Here is a 15,166-nt window from a genome sequence, read left to right as displayed (position 1 = left end):
TCTCACCAACCTGGCCTCGGTGCTCTACACGTTCTACCCACCGATGAAGGCCAGCGTCTTTTTCTACCTGGGCCTGGTGCTGGTGGTGGTAGGCTCATGGGTGGCCGGTTTGGGCTACTACATGACTTATTGGCAATGGCGTAAGGAGAACCCCGGGCAGAAAACGCCGTTCATCGCCCTGGCGTCGATCATCACGATGGTCATGTGGCAGATCGCCACGCTGGGGGTGGCGATCGAGATTCTGGTGTTGATCATCCCCTGGATTCTCGGCTGGACTGAGGGAACTGATCCCCAGTTGGCCCGCACCTTCTTCTGGTTCACCGGCCATCCGTTGGTCTACTTCTGGCTGTTGCCGGCCTACGTCTCCTGGTACGGCATGCTGCCGAAGCAGGCCGGCGGCAAGCTGTTCAGCGAGCAGTTGGCCCGTCTGGTCTTCTGGCTCTTCCTGGTGCTGTCCATCCCGGTCGGGTTGCATCACCAATTCGTCGATCCCGGCGTGCCCAACGGCTGGAAGGTCGTCCATGCCGTGTTGACCTACTCGTTGTTCCTGCCCAGCGTGGCCACGGCGTTCACCGTCGCCGCTTCGCTGGAGACGGCCGGCCGCGCGCGCGGCGGCAAGGGATTGCTGGGCTGGATCCCCAAGCTGCCCTGGGGCGATCCGTCGTATGCCGCGCAGAATCTGGCGATGATCCTGTTCGTCTTCGGCGGTATCGGCGGCCTGACCAATGCGTCGTACAACCTGAATCTGGCGGTGCACAATACCATCTGGGTCCCGGGGCATTTTCATCTCACGGTCGGGTCGGCCACCACGCTGACCTTCTTTGGTATCGCTTACTGGCTCGTCCCGGCGCTGTCGGGCAAGCCGCTGGCCAGCCGCAAGGCGGCGTTGTGGCAGGCCTGGACGTGGTTCGTCGGCATGCTGCTGATGTCCAATGGCCTGCACATCCTGGGCCTCAACTTCGGCGTGCCGCGGCGCTCGGCCCTGGGCGCGGCGCCCTACGTCGATCCCGCCTGGAACCCCTTGCAGATTGAGGCGGCCATCGGCGGCATCATCCTGGGCATTAGTGGACTGTTGTTCTTCGGCAACATGCTGGCGACGGCTCTCTCGCGCAGGCGGCTGGAGACACCTATCCAGATGCCTGTGGCCGAGCCGCTCCATCCTGAGTACGAGACGCCCGGCTGGCTCGACAGCTGGCGGCCGTGGTTGGTCACTACCGTGCTGCTGATCCTGATCGCCTACGGCCCCGTGCTGGTTGGCATGATCGCCAACCTGAATATGAACGCACCTGGCGTGCAAATTCGATGATAGGGGTAGGGCGGGTTGCAAACCCGCCCCTACCCATGTCTTACATGTACGAGGAGGTACATATGTTCAAGAAAGTTCTACTTTTCACGCTTCTCAGCCTGGCCTTGGTGGCCCTAGTCGCTTGCGGCGGGGGCGGGGATACGGGTGGGTCTGGAGAAGGCGGGCCTACGCCGGTCGGCAACGTGGAGAATGGAGAAACCCTCTTCTCCCAGGCCACCATCGGGGCCAACAACGCGCCCGGTTGTATTACCTGCCACTCGCTGGAGCCAGACGTGGTCATCGTTGGCCCGTCGCAGGCCGGTCTGGCCACGCGCGCCGAAACCCGCGTGGCCGGTCAGACGGCCGAGCAGTACATCCGTGAGTCCATCGTGAACCCCAACGCGCACATCGTTGAGGGTTTCACCGAAGGCGTGATGTATCAGAACTACGCTCAGGACTTGACCGAGGAGCAGATCGACGACCTGGTGGCTTACACCTTGACGCTGAAGTAGTCAGCGCTACGCCTCTCTAAGAATGGCTACGGATGAGGACGGACAAGACGGATTATCATCCGTATCTTCCGTCCGAATCCGTAGCCCATTTCACGACACTCGGTCCGCCCATCGCCGCCCGTCGCTCAGCTTCACAGGCTGAGCGCCACCGACCATGACCACCATCCCCCCTCAGGAGTCGCTGCCGCCTACCAGCGACGCGGGCGCGCCCACTAGCCCCGATGAGTTAGGCGGCGTGCCGGCGAACTGGACGGGCACGTCAGCCGGGGTTGAGGCCACACACCATCCCAACTGGTTCAACGTCGCCGCGCCTGCGCCCGAGGCGCTGGCCGGGTTTGACGCCTGGCGACCGCGCCGCGGCCGGTGGTCAGTGGCCCTGGAGCGGGTCGCCCTGGCCGCCGAGCGGTTGGTGAACCGGGTGACCAGCGCCCACTACAACCCGCTGTACCATACCGGGACGCTGGCTTTTCTGCTGCTCTTGATTGTCGGCTTTACGGGGGTCTATCTCTTCCTCTTCTTCCAGTACGGCTACGACGCCTCTTACGACGCGGTGGCGCGCATGGAGTCGCAGTTCATCGCCCGCACCATACGGGCTATCCACCGGTATGCGTCCGGCGCGGTGGTGATCGTGACGCTGCTGCACGCCTACCGGACGCTGTTCCTGGAGAAATTCCGCGGGCCGCGCTGGCTGGCCTGGGTGACGGGGATAGCCATGACCCTCGTGCTCTGGCTGGCGGGCGTGACCGGCTATTGGCTCATCTGGGATGAGCGCGCCCTGCTGATTACCGATACCTTTCGCGGCGCGCTCGAGGCGCTGACCTCCTGGACGCCGGCCTTCATGGTCTATCTGACGGGCGCGGGGGAGCGCGGCGCGAGTTGGGTCTTCTTCCTGCTCATTCTGGCCGCCCACGTCGTGTTGTTCCTGGTCGCCATCGGCTCGTTCTACCTGCACATCGTCCGGCTGCGGCGGCCGAAGTGGCTGCCGCCGCTGCACTGGGTGGTAGGTGTGGGCGTGGTGCTGCTGGTGGGGGCGCTGGTCTTCCCGGCCGGCATGTTGGCGCAGGCCGACCTGGACCGCCTGCCGGCGGCGATCTCGTTCGACCCCATCTTCCTGTTCTTTTTGCCCTTTCCGGGCGCGCGCTGGCTGTGGGCGGGCCTGCTGGCGGTGACGGCGGCTACGGCGGCGTTGCCGTGGTTGAGCCGCCGGGTGCGGGCGCGACCCGATGAGCAGCCCACACGCTTTCCGCCGGCCCACACGGCTGGCCCACGTGTGCGCATCCTGCCCGAACGCTGTACCGGCTGCACCCGCTGCGCCCTCGATTGTCCCTATGGGGCGCTGGAGATGGTGGAACGCGATGACGGCCGGCCGCACAAGTACGTCGCGGTGGAGCACCTCGACCGCTGTGTGGGGTGCGGGATTTGTGTTGGGTCGTGCGATGTGGCAGCGGTGGGGTTGGTGGGAAGAGCGGGGGAGCGGGGGGGCAGGGGCGCAGCGGAGATCGAACGCATCCCGCTCGCAACAGCAATCGTAGGAGGGGCCGACAGCTTGCCGAGAGAGTCCACGCCAGAGGCGCTGTGGGGGTTGGTGGCGGCGCGACTGGGGACGGGTGGGGCGCGGGTGGTGTTCACGTGCGAGCGCCACGCGGCCCACGGCGCGCGGCCGTTCCTGTCCGGCGAGCGACAGGCTGAAGAGGCCACGGTCTACATCGCCCTGCCGTGTATCGGAACCGCGCCGGCCGACTTGATCGGCCGGACGCTGGACGCGGGCGCGCGCAGCGTGCGGCTCATCGGCTGCCCGCCCGACGACTGCGCCAACCGCGAGGGGAACCTGTGGGAGTCGCACCGCCTGCTGCGGGAACGAATGCCCCGGCTGCGACGCCCCTATATTGACGCGCCCATTACGGCGGCGTGGGTTCCACCCGATGCGTTCGCCGTCGGTCTGCAACAGGCGATCCCGCCGGCGGATGATGGCGCGCCCGACTACCCGACCACCCGCCGCCTCGGACGTGACTTCTCGTGGCGGTCGTTCGCGCCGGCTGTGGCTCTGCTGGGCCTTGTCTTGCTCGTCCAGGTTTTGCTGACCGATTTGCCGTTGCGGGTCAACGCCGGCCGGCCGGCGACCGTGCAACTGGTCACGGCCGACATCGGGGCGACGTTCGGCCGCCTGACCGCGGGGCAAGTGAGCGACGACGCTTACCTGCTACAACTGTGGATTGATGGTGAGGAAAAGTTCCGCCGCTCCTTTGAGGCCGCCGAAATCGCCGGCGCTGCGGTGGAGGATCGCTTGCCGTTCTTCCACGAGGTAACGCTGACGCCGGGAACGTATGATGTGTTCCTGCAACTGACGGGGGAGCAGACCGGTATCCGGCACATCCTGCACGACAGCCCGCTGTCGCTTGGCGAAGGGGAGATCGCCTATCCCTCGCTGCGCATCGACGCGCCCGTTCCCTGTCGCCCCTCCGACTTGCCCGCGCGCGCCCAGCCGTGCGCGCAGTAGGGGATACGGGTTAGGGACTAGGGATTAGGGGCCAGGGAAGCGCGCCCTTCCCTAGCCCCTGGCCCCTGGAACCTGGGCCCTATTCAGGAAGTCGCGAATCAGGTGGATGAGCCTCTCCGGCTGGTCGCGCTGGATGGGGTGGTCGCTGGCGGGGACGAACACAAGTTGGCCGTTGGGGATGCGCGCTGCCAACGCTTGCACGTCGCGCACCGTATTGCCCACTTCGCCATCGCCGTTAATAAGCAGCACGGGGCAGGTGATGTTAGCCGCCTGTTCGAGGCAGATGTTGCCGCCGCGGTCGCGGATGGCGCGGGCCGCGGCCACCCAGCCGGTGATGAGCGGCTCGAACTGTTCCGCGCCGTGCCGTTCGATGATCTGCCCCTTCCACGTCTCCCTTTCCGGTCCCCAGGCCGACACGGGCAGCCAGCGCTCGACCGACGCCACCTCTTCGGGCGAGATGACCCCAGACACGCCCCAGGCGACGACGCCGCGCACCAGGTCGGGCCGCGTGGCCGCCAGCAGGACGGCTGCCTCCGCGCCATCGCTGAAGCCGAGCACGACCACCGGCCCCGGCCGGAGGGCGTCGAGCAGCGCCGCCAGATCGGCCGCGTCGCGCTGGTAGAAATCGGGGGGGAAGTCGCGGTTAGGCGGGCGACTGGCCCCATAGCCGCGCAGGTCGGGCGCGATGAGGCGGCGCTCGCCGCGGAACTCGTCGATGAGCAGCCCCATGTCCGTCTCGGCCGTGCCGGTGAAGCCGTGGATCAGCAGCAGCGGGGCGTTCTCGCCGGCCGAACCCGCACGCTCATTCAGTTCGGGTGCGATGTCGAGAAACGACAATCTCACGCCTGTGGCAATGTCCTGGTACCGTCTGCTCATGCTATCCTGCGACTCGTTTTACATCCGGAACGTTCCGTAATTGTCCTCCGGCAGCGGCGCGTTGGCGGTGGCGGCGAAGGCCAGGGCCAGGGCCATGCGCGTCTTAACCGGGTCGAGGATGCCATCATCCCATAGACGGGCGGTGGCGAAATAGGGGTCGCTCTCGCGGCTGTACTGATTCAGGATGGGCCGCTTGAACTTCTCCTCGGCCAGGCGCAACTCACTCTCGGTCGGTTCGTCGATCTGGTGGAAATACTGCTTCTTGCCCACCATCCACAGCGTGTCGGCGGCTGAATCGCCGCTCATGACGCTGATGCGGCTGTTGGGCCAGGAGAAGAGGAAACGGGGATCGTAGGCGCGGCCGCTCATGCCGTAGTTGCCCGCGCCGTGGCTGACGCCGTGCAGCAGGGTGATGCGCGGCACGTTGACGTTGCTGACGGCCATGACCATCTTGGCCCCGTGTTTGGCGATACCCTCGTTCTCGTACTGCTTGCCGACCATGAAGCCGGCGATGTTCTGCATGAAGAGCAGCGGCGTGCCCCGTTGGCCGCACAACTGGATGAAATGCGTCGCCTTCAGCGCCGACTCGCTGAATAGCAGCCCGTTGTTGGCGACGATGCCGACGGGGATGCCCATGAGCGTGGCAAAGCCGCAGACGATGGTGGCGCCGAAGCGGGCCTTGAATTCGCTCAGGCGCGAACCGTCCACCAGGCGGGCGATCACCTCGCGCACGTCAACCATCTGCCGTGGGTCGGCGGGAATGACGCCGTATAGCTCGTCGGCCGGGTAGAGGGGTTCTTCCGGAGCCTCCATGGGCAACGGCAGGGAGCGTGGCCTGATCTGGTGCCGCGCGCGCAGATGGCTGACGATGTCGCGCACCTTGTCCAGCGCCTCCGGCTCGCTCTCGGCCAGGTGGTCGGCCACGCCGCTGAGCCGGGTATGCACGTCGCCGCCGCCCAACTCCTCGGCGGTGACCTGTTCGCCAGTGGCGGCCTTGACCAGGGGCGGGCCGGCCAGGAAGATGGTGCCGTTGCCCCGGACGATGACCGTCTCGTCGGCCATGGCCGGGATGTAGGCCCCGCCGGCTGTGCAAGAGCCGAGGACGGCGGCGATTTGGGTGATGCCCTTGCCCGACATCCGCGCCATGTTGTAGAAGATGCGGCCGAAATGCTCGCGGTCGGGGAAGACGTCGGCCTGGAGATGCAGGAACGCGCCGCCGGAGTCCACCAGGTAAATGGTCGTCAGGTGGTTCTCCTCGGCCACGGTCTGGGCGCGGAGGTGCTTCTTGACCGTCTCCGGGAAGTAGGTACCGCCCTTGACGGTGGGGTCATTGGCGATGATCAAGCAGTCCACGCCCGAGACGCGGCCGATGCCGGTGACGATGCCGGCACCGGGCGCTTCTCCGTCGTGCATCTCCCAGGCGGCCAGCGGGGAGAGTTCCAGGAAGGGGCTGCCCGCGTCCAGCAGGGCATCGATGCGCTCGCGGGCGAGGAGCTTGCCGCGCTGCCGCTGCAACTCGACCACGCGCGGCGGCCGTTCGACGGCGACTTGCTGTTGCCGTTCGGCCAGCTGCTCCGCCAACGCCTTGTTGGCGGCGTAGTTGGCCTGGTAGTCGGCGCTGTTGAGGTTAATGTGAGTGGCGAGTTCGGACATGGGAGTGGTGGTTGGTGGTCAGTGACCGCTGACAACTGACAACTGGCAACTGATAACTGACAACTGGCAACTAATCATCAAGTGTCTCGTCGAGGTTGTCCTTATAGTAATCGAGGGCGTCGGCATAGCTCAGGATATCCTGATCGGCGGTGGTTTCGAGAAGGACGGAGAGGAGCGTGCTGATGGCCAGTTCGGGGTCGCCATTGCTGTACTGGGCCAGGGCCAGGAACACGCGGCCGCTGTTGCGCTCCGGGAACTCATCCACGGCCCGCTCCAGCGCCTCCACGGCCTCTTCGTATTCGCCGCTGACGCGCAGGGTGCTGCCCAGGCAGATGAGGCACTCGTGCAGGTCGCGTCCCTCCAGCCCGGCCTCGACGGCCCGCCGGTAGTAGGGGATAGCCATCTCCTCCTCACCCATGACGTCGTAAGAGCCGCCAACCTCGAAGAGCACGAGTGGGTGGTCGGGGTACTCTTCCATCAGCGCCAACAACTGTTCTTGCGACGCTTCCAGTTCATCGTCGCGCCGCAGCGCACGCGCCGCCTCTATCGCCGCCAGCAATGCGGCTTCGTCGGTGTCGGAATCGGTGCTGGGGAAACGGGAATCGCCCATGATGTCGCCTCGCGGTGCGGTTCGCGGCGGGTCACGAACCGCATAGTCTGGTATGGAATGATGCTGAATGGCGGCGAGCGGGCCACCGTCTGCCGGTGACCACCGTCCGCCAGTGACCAAACCGAATGATAGACCCCGCTTGGTGAATGGGCAACAAAAGAGGTTGTAATTGGTCGGGCGGCTGATACACTAGACGGTGATGGAGCGGGCACTGAGTGTCATAGACAACGCGGCGTCAGGGCAATTCCGATCCGCGGTTCAGTCCCTCTTCTCCTGAAGGGAGCGGGCAGGTGAAGATCATCAGGCAACGAGTCCCGGGCATCTTGCTGCGCGATGGCGAACGGGCGGCGCTGTGGCTTGAGACTGGGACTGAAGACCAGTTTGTTTACCTGGCCTATGCGCTGGCCACCCAGTTGCCATCGGGCGACGCCCCTGCTCACATTCTGCCTTCTGTGCTGCTCGATGATTGGGGCGCGGAGGTGAAGAAGCTTGAGTTATACCGCTGGATTCGCGAGTTCGGCCCGCAATTCCCGCGGGCCGAGGTGTTCGGGCTGGATCCACAGGGCCAGCCCGCCCAATACTTCTTGCGCGATTTAGACCTGTTTGGGCGCTATCCAACTTATGCCTTCGCGGACAAAGACGCGCCGGCGGCGACAGCCGTCCTGTTGCGGGCCGTGCTATTGCCCGATGACTCCGTGGCGCGGCCCGAACTGGCCGGGCCGCCGGACGACGTGAAGCCGCCATTGCGCCGGGCGCGCCTGGCGTGGTGGCGTGTGGGCCGCCGGGCCGATCCGCAGGGACTGGAGCTGGACTTTATCAGCCACAGATTACCTGAATCGGAGTGATGGGGTGACGGCAATGCTCTCGGCCACTTGTCGGGGGAGCGCAGTGGGCGGTAAACAGCGGAGAGGGTTCCAGGCGTGGCTCGTCGTGGTCTGCCTGCTCATCCTGACCATCCTGGCGCCCGCCGCGCCGGCCGGCGCGGTCGCCGCCAACACAACGACACTTGACCCGCCCGTTCTGTCTCCCTTCTGGTCGCCCACCATTCAGCGCTGGTCGCCCACCATCGGCGCGCTATCCGAGGCGTATGGCTTCCACCCCGACTTCATCGCCGCCGTCATCCGGCATGAGGGGGACGGCCAGCAGCAGGCCATCAGCCACCTGGGCGCGGTCGGCTTGATCGGGGCGCGCGGTATGGGCGTGCCGATGGGGTCAGACGCGGAGTGGCGGCCGTCTTCCGAAGCGTTGTTGTCGCCTGTCGCCAACCTGCGATGGGGCATGGCCATCCTGTCCTATGTAGTCCAGCAGTCCGGCGGCGATCTCTACACGGCCCTGGCCGCCTACCACAGTGGTTGGGAGCACGTCAACGGCCGCATCCCGCGCGAGTACGCGGCTGGCGTCCTGGATAGCTACGGTCGCGCCCTCATCACGCGCGCCGGCCTGTCGCCGCAGATGGCGAATCGCTGGACGGTCGCCGTCGAGATCAAAGCCGGCAATGTGCCGGCCGAATCGCTGCTGGTTCTGGGTGATAAATCTGTGACCGGCTTCCAGGCTTTTGCGCGCCTGCGGTCTTCAACCACCCACATCGTCTATGCGTACGCCGACCAGTCGGGCCGCGTTTTCTACATTCGCGGCTATGCCGTTCCCATTGGGCTGTCCGAACCGGGCGATACGGAGTCGGTTAGCCCCTATGCCGGCGGACTGGAAGGGGCGTTGCGCGCGCGCCTGGGCGAGAAAAGCGCGCGCAACGCGCCCGGCAACCCGCGGGTGCTGTTGGCCTGTCTGCCCAGCCTGACCCGCCTGCGCGGGCAGATGGCCACGCGCTGGTTCTCGCCCTCTAATTGTCCGGCCGTGGAGCGGCAGGAATGAAGAAGTATAACATACCCTTAGTCTATCCCACCGAACTCCGGCCGACCGTGCAGGCGCGCTTCGCCGACGGCCGTGTGCTGGAAGGGCTGCGCGGCACGCCGCTGGAGGCGTTCATCCTGGCGGCCAATCAGGGCAGCCGGCTGTCGGCCAACGCCGCGGCCGAGGGACACATCGTCGCCTCGCTGATGAACGGCCGGTTGCGCGAGCTTTGCTTTCCGCTGACAGAGGATGCCGACCTGGCGCCTGTGACCATGGCGACCAATGACGGCTCCCGCATCTACCGCAGGTCGCTCAGTTTCCTGATGATCGCCGCCGCGGCCGAGGTCCTGCCTGGCCAGGTCATCACCATTCATCACTCGATGCCCTTCGGCGGCTACTATTGCGAGCGCAACGACGGCCGGCGGCTGACCGACGCCGAATTGGCCGCGCTGCGGCAGCGCATGCGCGAACTGGTGGAAGCCGACCTGCCCATCGTCAATGTGCGCGTGCGGCTTGATGAGGCGCTGGCCTTCTTCCGCGAGCAGGGCGATCTGGAGAAGGTAGACCTGTTTGCCCGCCGTCGCAAGGACTACCTGACCCTGTACGAACTCAACGGCGTGCGAGACTACTTCCATGGCTTCATGGTTCCGCGCACCGGTTATCTCGATCTGTTCGACCTGTGCCATTATAACGAAGGTTTCATCCTCCAATTCCCGCGCCGCAGTTGGCCGAACGTCCTTCAGCCGTTCGAGGACGAGCCGCGGCTGGCCCAGATCTTCCAGACTTACAAGGATTGGCTGACCATCGTCGGCGTGGGCAACGTGACTTCGCTGAACGACGCCATCGCCAGTGGGCGCGCCCGCGAGGTCGTGCTGGTGGCCGAGGCGCTGCACCAGCGCCAACTCGCCAGCATCGCCCGCGCCATCGCCAACCGGCAGCCGGCGGTGCGGCTGGTGGCCGTCTCCGGCCCGACTTCGGCCGGCAAGACGACCTTCGCCAAACGACTGGCGCTGCACGTCATGTCCCAGGGCATTTACCCCGTCATCATCAGCCTGGACGACTACTTCCTCAACCGCGAAGACACCCCCCGCGACCTCAGCGGCAATTATGACTTCGAGGCGTTGGAGGCGGTTGACCTCGAGTTATTCCAAAAGGATATGCGCCGGCTGATGGCCGGGGAAGAGGTATTGCTGCCGCGCTTCAACTTCAAGACGGGACGCCGCGAGGAGGGCGCGCCGCTGCGCATTGGCAAGGATCACGTAGTATTGGTGGAGGGCATCCACGGACTGAACCCGCGGCTGACCGCCAGTCTGCCGGAGTCGGCCACCTTCCGCATCTTCATCTCGGCTTTCACGCAACTCAACCTGGATAAACACAATCGCGTGCCGACGACCGACACGCGCCTGCTGCGCCGCATCGTCCGCGACGCCGCGCACCGTGGTTACTCGGCTCAGGCGACGATTGGGCGTTGGAGCAGCGTCCGCCGCGGCGAGAAAACCCACATCTTCCCCTACCAGAACAGCGCCGATGTCTTCTTCAATTCGGCGCTGGTCTATGAGTTGTCGGCGTTGAAGCCGATGGCCGAGCCGCTGTTGCTCCAGGTGGAGGCGGGCACGCCGGAGCGCCTGGAAGCCAACCGCCTGCTGGCCTTCCTGCAATGGTTCGCGCCGCTCATGCCCGAAGACCTTGTATTTATCGCCCATGATTCCATCTTGCGCGAGTTCATCGGCGGCTCGCTCCTGGAGACGTTCCATCCCAGTTACTCATACCGGCCCGGCTAACTCGCCAGCCGGGTGGGCGCGTGGATACTCTGTACAACCTCACTTGACCCCAGAACGTATTACCTGTTGAAGGAGATTGTAATGCGCATTATTTTGTATTTGGGAAAGGGCGGCGTCGGCAAGACGACCGTGGCCGCCGCCACGGCGCTGCGCAGCGCCCAATTGGGCTACAAGACACTGGTCGCCAGCACCGACATCGCCCACAGCCTGGCCGACTCGTTCGACATTCCACTCGGCGCGACGCCGATGCAGATCGCCGACAATCTGTGGGGCCAGGAGATCAGCGTTGTCGCCGACATCCACAACTACTGGGGCACGCTGCAAACGTTGGTCTCCAAGGCAATGACCGGCCCCGGCATTAGCAACGTGGTGGCCGACGAACTCTCGGCCTTCCCGGGCATGGACGAGATCGTCAGCCTATTGCACATCAACCGGCAGGCCAAGGAGCGCGCCTTCGAGCGTGTCATCATCGACGCCGCGCCGACGGGCGAGACGATCCGCCTGCTCACGATGCCCGATACCTTTCGCTGGTATGCCGGCCACGTCAGCCGGCTGGAGTCGACCGTCGTCATGCGGGCGCTGAAGCCTTTCGCCGGCCGCCTCCTGCAAGGCCCGGCCGAGATTTTGGAAGCGGTCAGCACCCTCGATGCGGCCACGGCCGAGTTGCGCGCCACGCTCAGCGACCCATCCATCAGCAGCTACCGCGTGGTGTTGCAACCCGAGAAGATGGTCATGCGCGAGGCGGAGCGGGCGATCAGCTATCTGGGACTGTTCAACTATCCGGTGGACAGCGTCATCATCAACCGCATCCTGCCTGAAGAGGCGGGGGAGAGCGACTTCTACCGCCAGCGGCAGGGCATTCAGGCCAAGTACATCGAACTGATCGAGAACAACTTCCGGCCGCTGCCCATCTGGTACGCGCCCTACTACGCCCACGAGGTTGTCGGGCTGGAAGCGCTGTCGCAACTGGCGATGGACTGCTTCGGGCCTAGCGATCCAGGCGCGATCTTCTACCGCGGCATCTTGCAGGAGATCGTCGAGACGCCTGATGGCGGCTACCTGATGCGCCTGCCCATCCCCTTCGTCGGCCGGGATGACGTGCGCCTGCGCAAGCGCGGGGATGAATTGTTCATCACCATTGGCAACTTCAAGCGCGAACTGATCCTGCCGACCGTGCTGGCCAAGCGGCGCACCGGCGGTGGACGTCTGCAAGATGGGATGCTGGAGATAACCTTCCTGCCGCTAGAGGCGGAACCGGCTGTGTCGAACTGATAGCCGTTTGTAGTCAGGCAATTCATCGCCGTGCTGCCGTTCGCAGTCAGGCAATTCACTGCCGTTCTACTTGACATAAAGAACGGCAATGAATTGCCTGACTACGAGCGCCGCAGCGTCCCGTACAGATAGACCGGCGCGCCGAGCAGGCTGGCGACGCGCTCCAGGCCGAACACCAGCAGCGTCAGCGCCACCGCTTGCTCCGGCGCCACGCCGGCCCCACTAAACAGCAGCGGCGCCAGGCTCTCGCGCACACCCAGTCCGCCAATTGAGGGGACGAGCAGGGCCAGCGACATCAGGGGCACGATGAGCAAGTAGTAGCCTAGGGGGACGCTCAACCCCAGCGCCCGCCCCGTGGCCGCCCACCAGCCGATCTGCATCAGGTTGAACACGACTGAGACCAGCAGCGCCCCGGCCAACGCCGGCCGGCGGCAACTGTCCACCGTTCGCGCCAGCCGCTCGAAAAAGCCGCCGCCGAGTTGTTGGAGAAACGGCAGGCGCTGCGTCACAGCGTGGAGCAGCGAGCCATCCACGAGCACGAAGCCCACGATCAGACCCACGACACAGACCGCGCCAATCATCCACGCCAGGTTGCTCGGAAAACCGGCCGGTCGAAAAGGGAGCGCCACCAGGGCCATGGCGAAGAGGGCCAGCAGGCCGCTCAGCCGGTCGACCAGGACTGTGCCCACGGCGACGCTGGCCTCCACGTTTTGCGCCGCCTCGGCTGCGCGCACCACGTCCCCGCCCAGGCCGGAGGGCAGGAAGGCGTTGAAGAAACTGCCAACCAGGTAAAGTTCGACCAGACGCCCCAGGCGGATGGAGGAGCCGACGCCGTGCAACACAAGGTGCCAGCGATAGGCCCGCACGACCAGGCTCAGCGCGATGAGCGCCGCGCCGACGGCCAACCACGCCAGCCTGACCTGGCGCAACGCATCGAGGATGATGCTGAACTCCAGCGCGCGCAGCACCAGCCACAACCCGGCCAGTGTCACGACGATCTTGAGGAGGGTCAGGAACGGCCGGCGCGACCGGCGTGCCGGCGCGGGAGAGGCGTCCGAGGGCTGGGGCGGGAGGGCGGCCGGTTCCATCAGGGCCGAATTGTAATCTAGCCCCGCCGTTTCGTCACCCGTTGGCAGTTCTGCGTTCGTAGTCAGGCAATTCATTGCCGTCTTCGGCCGGGACAAAGAACGGCAATGAATTGTCTGGCTACGAACTTCCTGCTTCGGCAATGCCCGCGCATTGGCTATAATGAACCGCTATGTCTCAGGCTGACTCTTCGCGGCCCACGGAGCCGGGCCGGCGTAACCGGATGCGCGTCTGGCTCGCCGCCGCGGCGCTGTTACTTTTCTTCTTCCTCGCCCTCAACAGCCTGGTGGACGACAGCCCGACGATGGACGAGCAGAACCACATCGCCCGCGGCCTGGCCTTTCTGCGCACCGGCGACCCGCGCCTTAGCCTGGAACACCCGCCGCTCATCAACAGTCTGAGCGTCCTACCGCTGCTGACCATGCCTGAACTGCGTCTGCCTACCGATCACGCCAGTTGGGAGCGGCGCGAGGGCTGGTACGAATTCGCCGACCTCTTCCTCTGGCAGTACAACCACGACGTGGCCCGCATCGTCTTTCTGGCCCGCCTGCCCATCGTCTTCCTGAGCATGGCGCTGGCCCTGACCGGCTACCGCTTCGCCCGGCGGCTGTGGGGCGGCGCGGCCGGCCTGGTGGCGCTGGGCCTGCTGCTCTTTGAGCCAAACCTGTTGGCCCATGGCCGCTACGCCACCACCGACCTGGGCGGCGTCCTCTTCACCTTCCTGGCGACCTTCGCGCTCTGGCGGCTCTGGCAGACGCCGGAACGCTGGGACTGGCGGCGGTGGAGCGCGGCGGCGCTGGCCGTCGGTCTGGCCTTCGGCAGCAAGCTGTCGGCGCTGGGTTTCGCTCCGATCTGGGTGCTCCTGGCCGTTCTGCCGCTTTATCCGGCGGGGCCGCGTCGCGCGGGATGGGCCGCGCTGTGGCGCCTGGCGCAGTTGGCGCTGGCCGGCCTGGCTGCACTGGTCGTGGTTTGGGCGATCTTCGGCTTCCAATGGGGGCCGTTCCAGTTCGCCGGCCCGGAACTGCTGAGCCTCAACCGTTGGTCAGGGCCTATGCCGACTTTCTGGGGGGGCGTGGAACAGATCGCCCGGCTGGGCGGGTCTGGCCGGTCGCAGTCATTCCTGCTCGGCCGCTTCTCCGACGATGGCTTTCTGGCCTACTTCCCGGTGGCTTTCGCCGTCAAGACGCCGCTGGTCGTCCTCGGGCTCATCCTGGCCGCGGCCGTCCTGCTGTTGCGCGACGCGCGGACGCGGCGGCGCGCCCTCTTCCTGCTGGTCGCCGCCGCCGCGTTTTTCGCCCTGACCATGCTCAGCGCGCTGAATATCGGTTACCGCCATGCGCTGCCGGCGCTGCCCTACCTGCTGGTGCTGGCTGGCGGTCTGGCCGCGCCCGAGTTGCGGCGGGTGCGGCCCCATCGTCTTTCGGCCGGCCGGTTCAGCCCGACGCACGTGGCCGCCGCCGGGGTGGCTGTCCTGATCGCCGTCGCCCTGTGGATACATCCCCATTACTTGAGCTACTTCAACCCACTGGCCGGCGGCCCGGCCAATGGCTACCGCGTCCTGACCGATAGCAATGTCGATTGGGGACAAGACCTGCTGCGCTTACAGACCTGGATGGACAAGCGCGGTGTATCCTCGGTGCGTCTCGGCTGGTTCGGCTCGGCCGCCCCCGACTACTACGGCCTGGCCTACGAACCGCTGCCCGGCGTCGGCCGCGATCAGTTCTTCCGCCTGTGGTGGGACGTGCC

At 65.8% G+C, this 15,166-nt stretch carries 12 protein-coding genes; 8 read left to right on the top strand and 4 right to left on the bottom strand.

Going from position 1 to position 15,166, the window contains the following annotated elements:
* From ACE3UY_RS17015 to ACE3UY_RS17005, 3 genes are all read left to right on the top strand, one after another.
* Positions 1 to 1,306 (top strand): cbb3-type cytochrome c oxidase subunit I (locus ACE3UY_RS17015; RefSeq protein ID WP_374688685.1); only part of this gene is annotated, 1,306 nt, incomplete at its 5' end.
* 62 nt (positions 1,307 to 1,368) lie between these two features.
* The gene (locus ACE3UY_RS17010; RefSeq protein WP_374688684.1) at positions 1,369 to 1,797 is read left to right on the top strand and encodes a c-type cytochrome; all 429 of its coding nucleotides are present in this window, start codon (positions 1,369 to 1,371) and stop codon (positions 1,795 to 1,797) included.
* A 154-nt stretch (positions 1,798 to 1,951) separates the two neighbouring features.
* Positions 1,952 to 4,294, top strand: coding sequence for a cytochrome b N-terminal domain-containing protein (locus ACE3UY_RS17005; protein ID WP_374688683.1), 2,343 nt, complete (start codon positions 1,952 to 1,954; stop codon positions 4,292 to 4,294).
* A gap of 51 nt (positions 4,295 to 4,345) precedes the next feature.
* Here ACE3UY_RS17005 and ACE3UY_RS17000 read toward each other — a convergent pair whose 3' ends face one another.
* The 3 genes from ACE3UY_RS17000 to ACE3UY_RS16990 form a co-directional block, all read right to left on the bottom strand.
* Entirely contained in the window at positions 4,346 to 5,170 is an 825-nt protein-coding gene (locus tag ACE3UY_RS17000) for an alpha/beta fold hydrolase (RefSeq protein WP_374688682.1), read from the bottom strand.
* Between the two features lie 18 nt (positions 5,171 to 5,188).
* A complete protein-coding gene (locus ACE3UY_RS16995) occupies positions 5,189 to 6,823 on the bottom strand; it encodes a carboxyl transferase domain-containing protein (protein ID WP_374688681.1) in 1,635 nt (544 codons plus the stop codon).
* Positions 6,824 to 6,893: 70 nt separating this feature from the next.
* Positions 6,894 to 7,433 carry a tetratricopeptide repeat protein gene (locus tag ACE3UY_RS16990; protein ID WP_374688680.1) on the bottom strand — a complete coding sequence of 180 codons (540 nt, stop codon included), beginning with the start codon at positions 7,431 to 7,433 and terminating at the stop codon, positions 6,894 to 6,896.
* 290 nt (positions 7,434 to 7,723) lie between these two features.
* Between ACE3UY_RS16990 and ACE3UY_RS16985 the strand changes: the two genes are divergently transcribed.
* The 4 genes from ACE3UY_RS16985 to ACE3UY_RS16970 all read left to right on the top strand — a co-directional run bounded on the left by ACE3UY_RS16985 (position 7,724) and on the right by ACE3UY_RS16970 (position 12,334).
* Positions 7,724 to 8,278 carry a hypothetical protein gene (locus ACE3UY_RS16985; RefSeq protein ID WP_374688679.1) on the top strand — a complete coding sequence of 185 codons (555 nt, stop codon included), beginning with the start codon at positions 7,724 to 7,726 and terminating at the stop codon, positions 8,276 to 8,278.
* Positions 8,279 to 8,321: 43 nt separating this feature from the next.
* Positions 8,322 to 9,302 carry a transglycosylase SLT domain-containing protein gene (locus ACE3UY_RS16980; protein WP_374688678.1) on the top strand — a complete coding sequence of 327 codons (981 nt, stop codon included), beginning with the start codon at positions 8,322 to 8,324 and terminating at the stop codon, positions 9,300 to 9,302.
* The gene (locus tag ACE3UY_RS16975; protein ID WP_374688677.1) at positions 9,299 to 11,062 is read left to right on the top strand and encodes a nucleoside kinase; all 1,764 of its coding nucleotides are present in this window, start codon (positions 9,299 to 9,301) and stop codon (positions 11,060 to 11,062) included. The genes ACE3UY_RS16980 and ACE3UY_RS16975 overlap by 4 nt, the downstream gene beginning before the upstream one ends.
* Positions 11,063 to 11,143: 81 nt before the next feature.
* Complete coding sequence (locus ACE3UY_RS16970; RefSeq protein WP_374688676.1) at positions 11,144 to 12,334, top strand: ArsA family ATPase; 1,191 nt, start codon at positions 11,144 to 11,146, stop codon at positions 12,332 to 12,334.
* A gap of 101 nt (positions 12,335 to 12,435) precedes the next feature.
* Here the strand turns inward: ACE3UY_RS16970 and ACE3UY_RS16965 are convergent, their stop codons facing one another.
* Positions 12,436 to 13,497 carry a lysylphosphatidylglycerol synthase transmembrane domain-containing protein gene (locus tag ACE3UY_RS16965; RefSeq protein ID WP_374688675.1) on the bottom strand — a complete coding sequence of 354 codons (1,062 nt, stop codon included), beginning with the start codon at positions 13,495 to 13,497 and terminating at the stop codon, positions 12,436 to 12,438.
* Between the two features lie 146 nt (positions 13,498 to 13,643).
* Here ACE3UY_RS16965 and ACE3UY_RS16960 point away from each other — a divergent pair.
* Positions 13,644 to 15,166: glycosyltransferase family 39 protein (locus tag ACE3UY_RS16960; protein ID WP_374688674.1), on the top strand; the 1,523-nt coding region annotated here is incomplete at its 3' end.

The organism is Promineifilum sp. (SeqCode) (assembly GCF_041918635.1).
In the GTDB taxonomy this organism is placed as follows: domain Bacteria; phylum Chloroflexota; class Anaerolineae; order Promineifilales; family Promineifilaceae; genus Promineifilum.
Note: the sequence above shows the minus strand (reverse complement) of the source record. Positions and strands in the feature narration are given on the sequence as shown.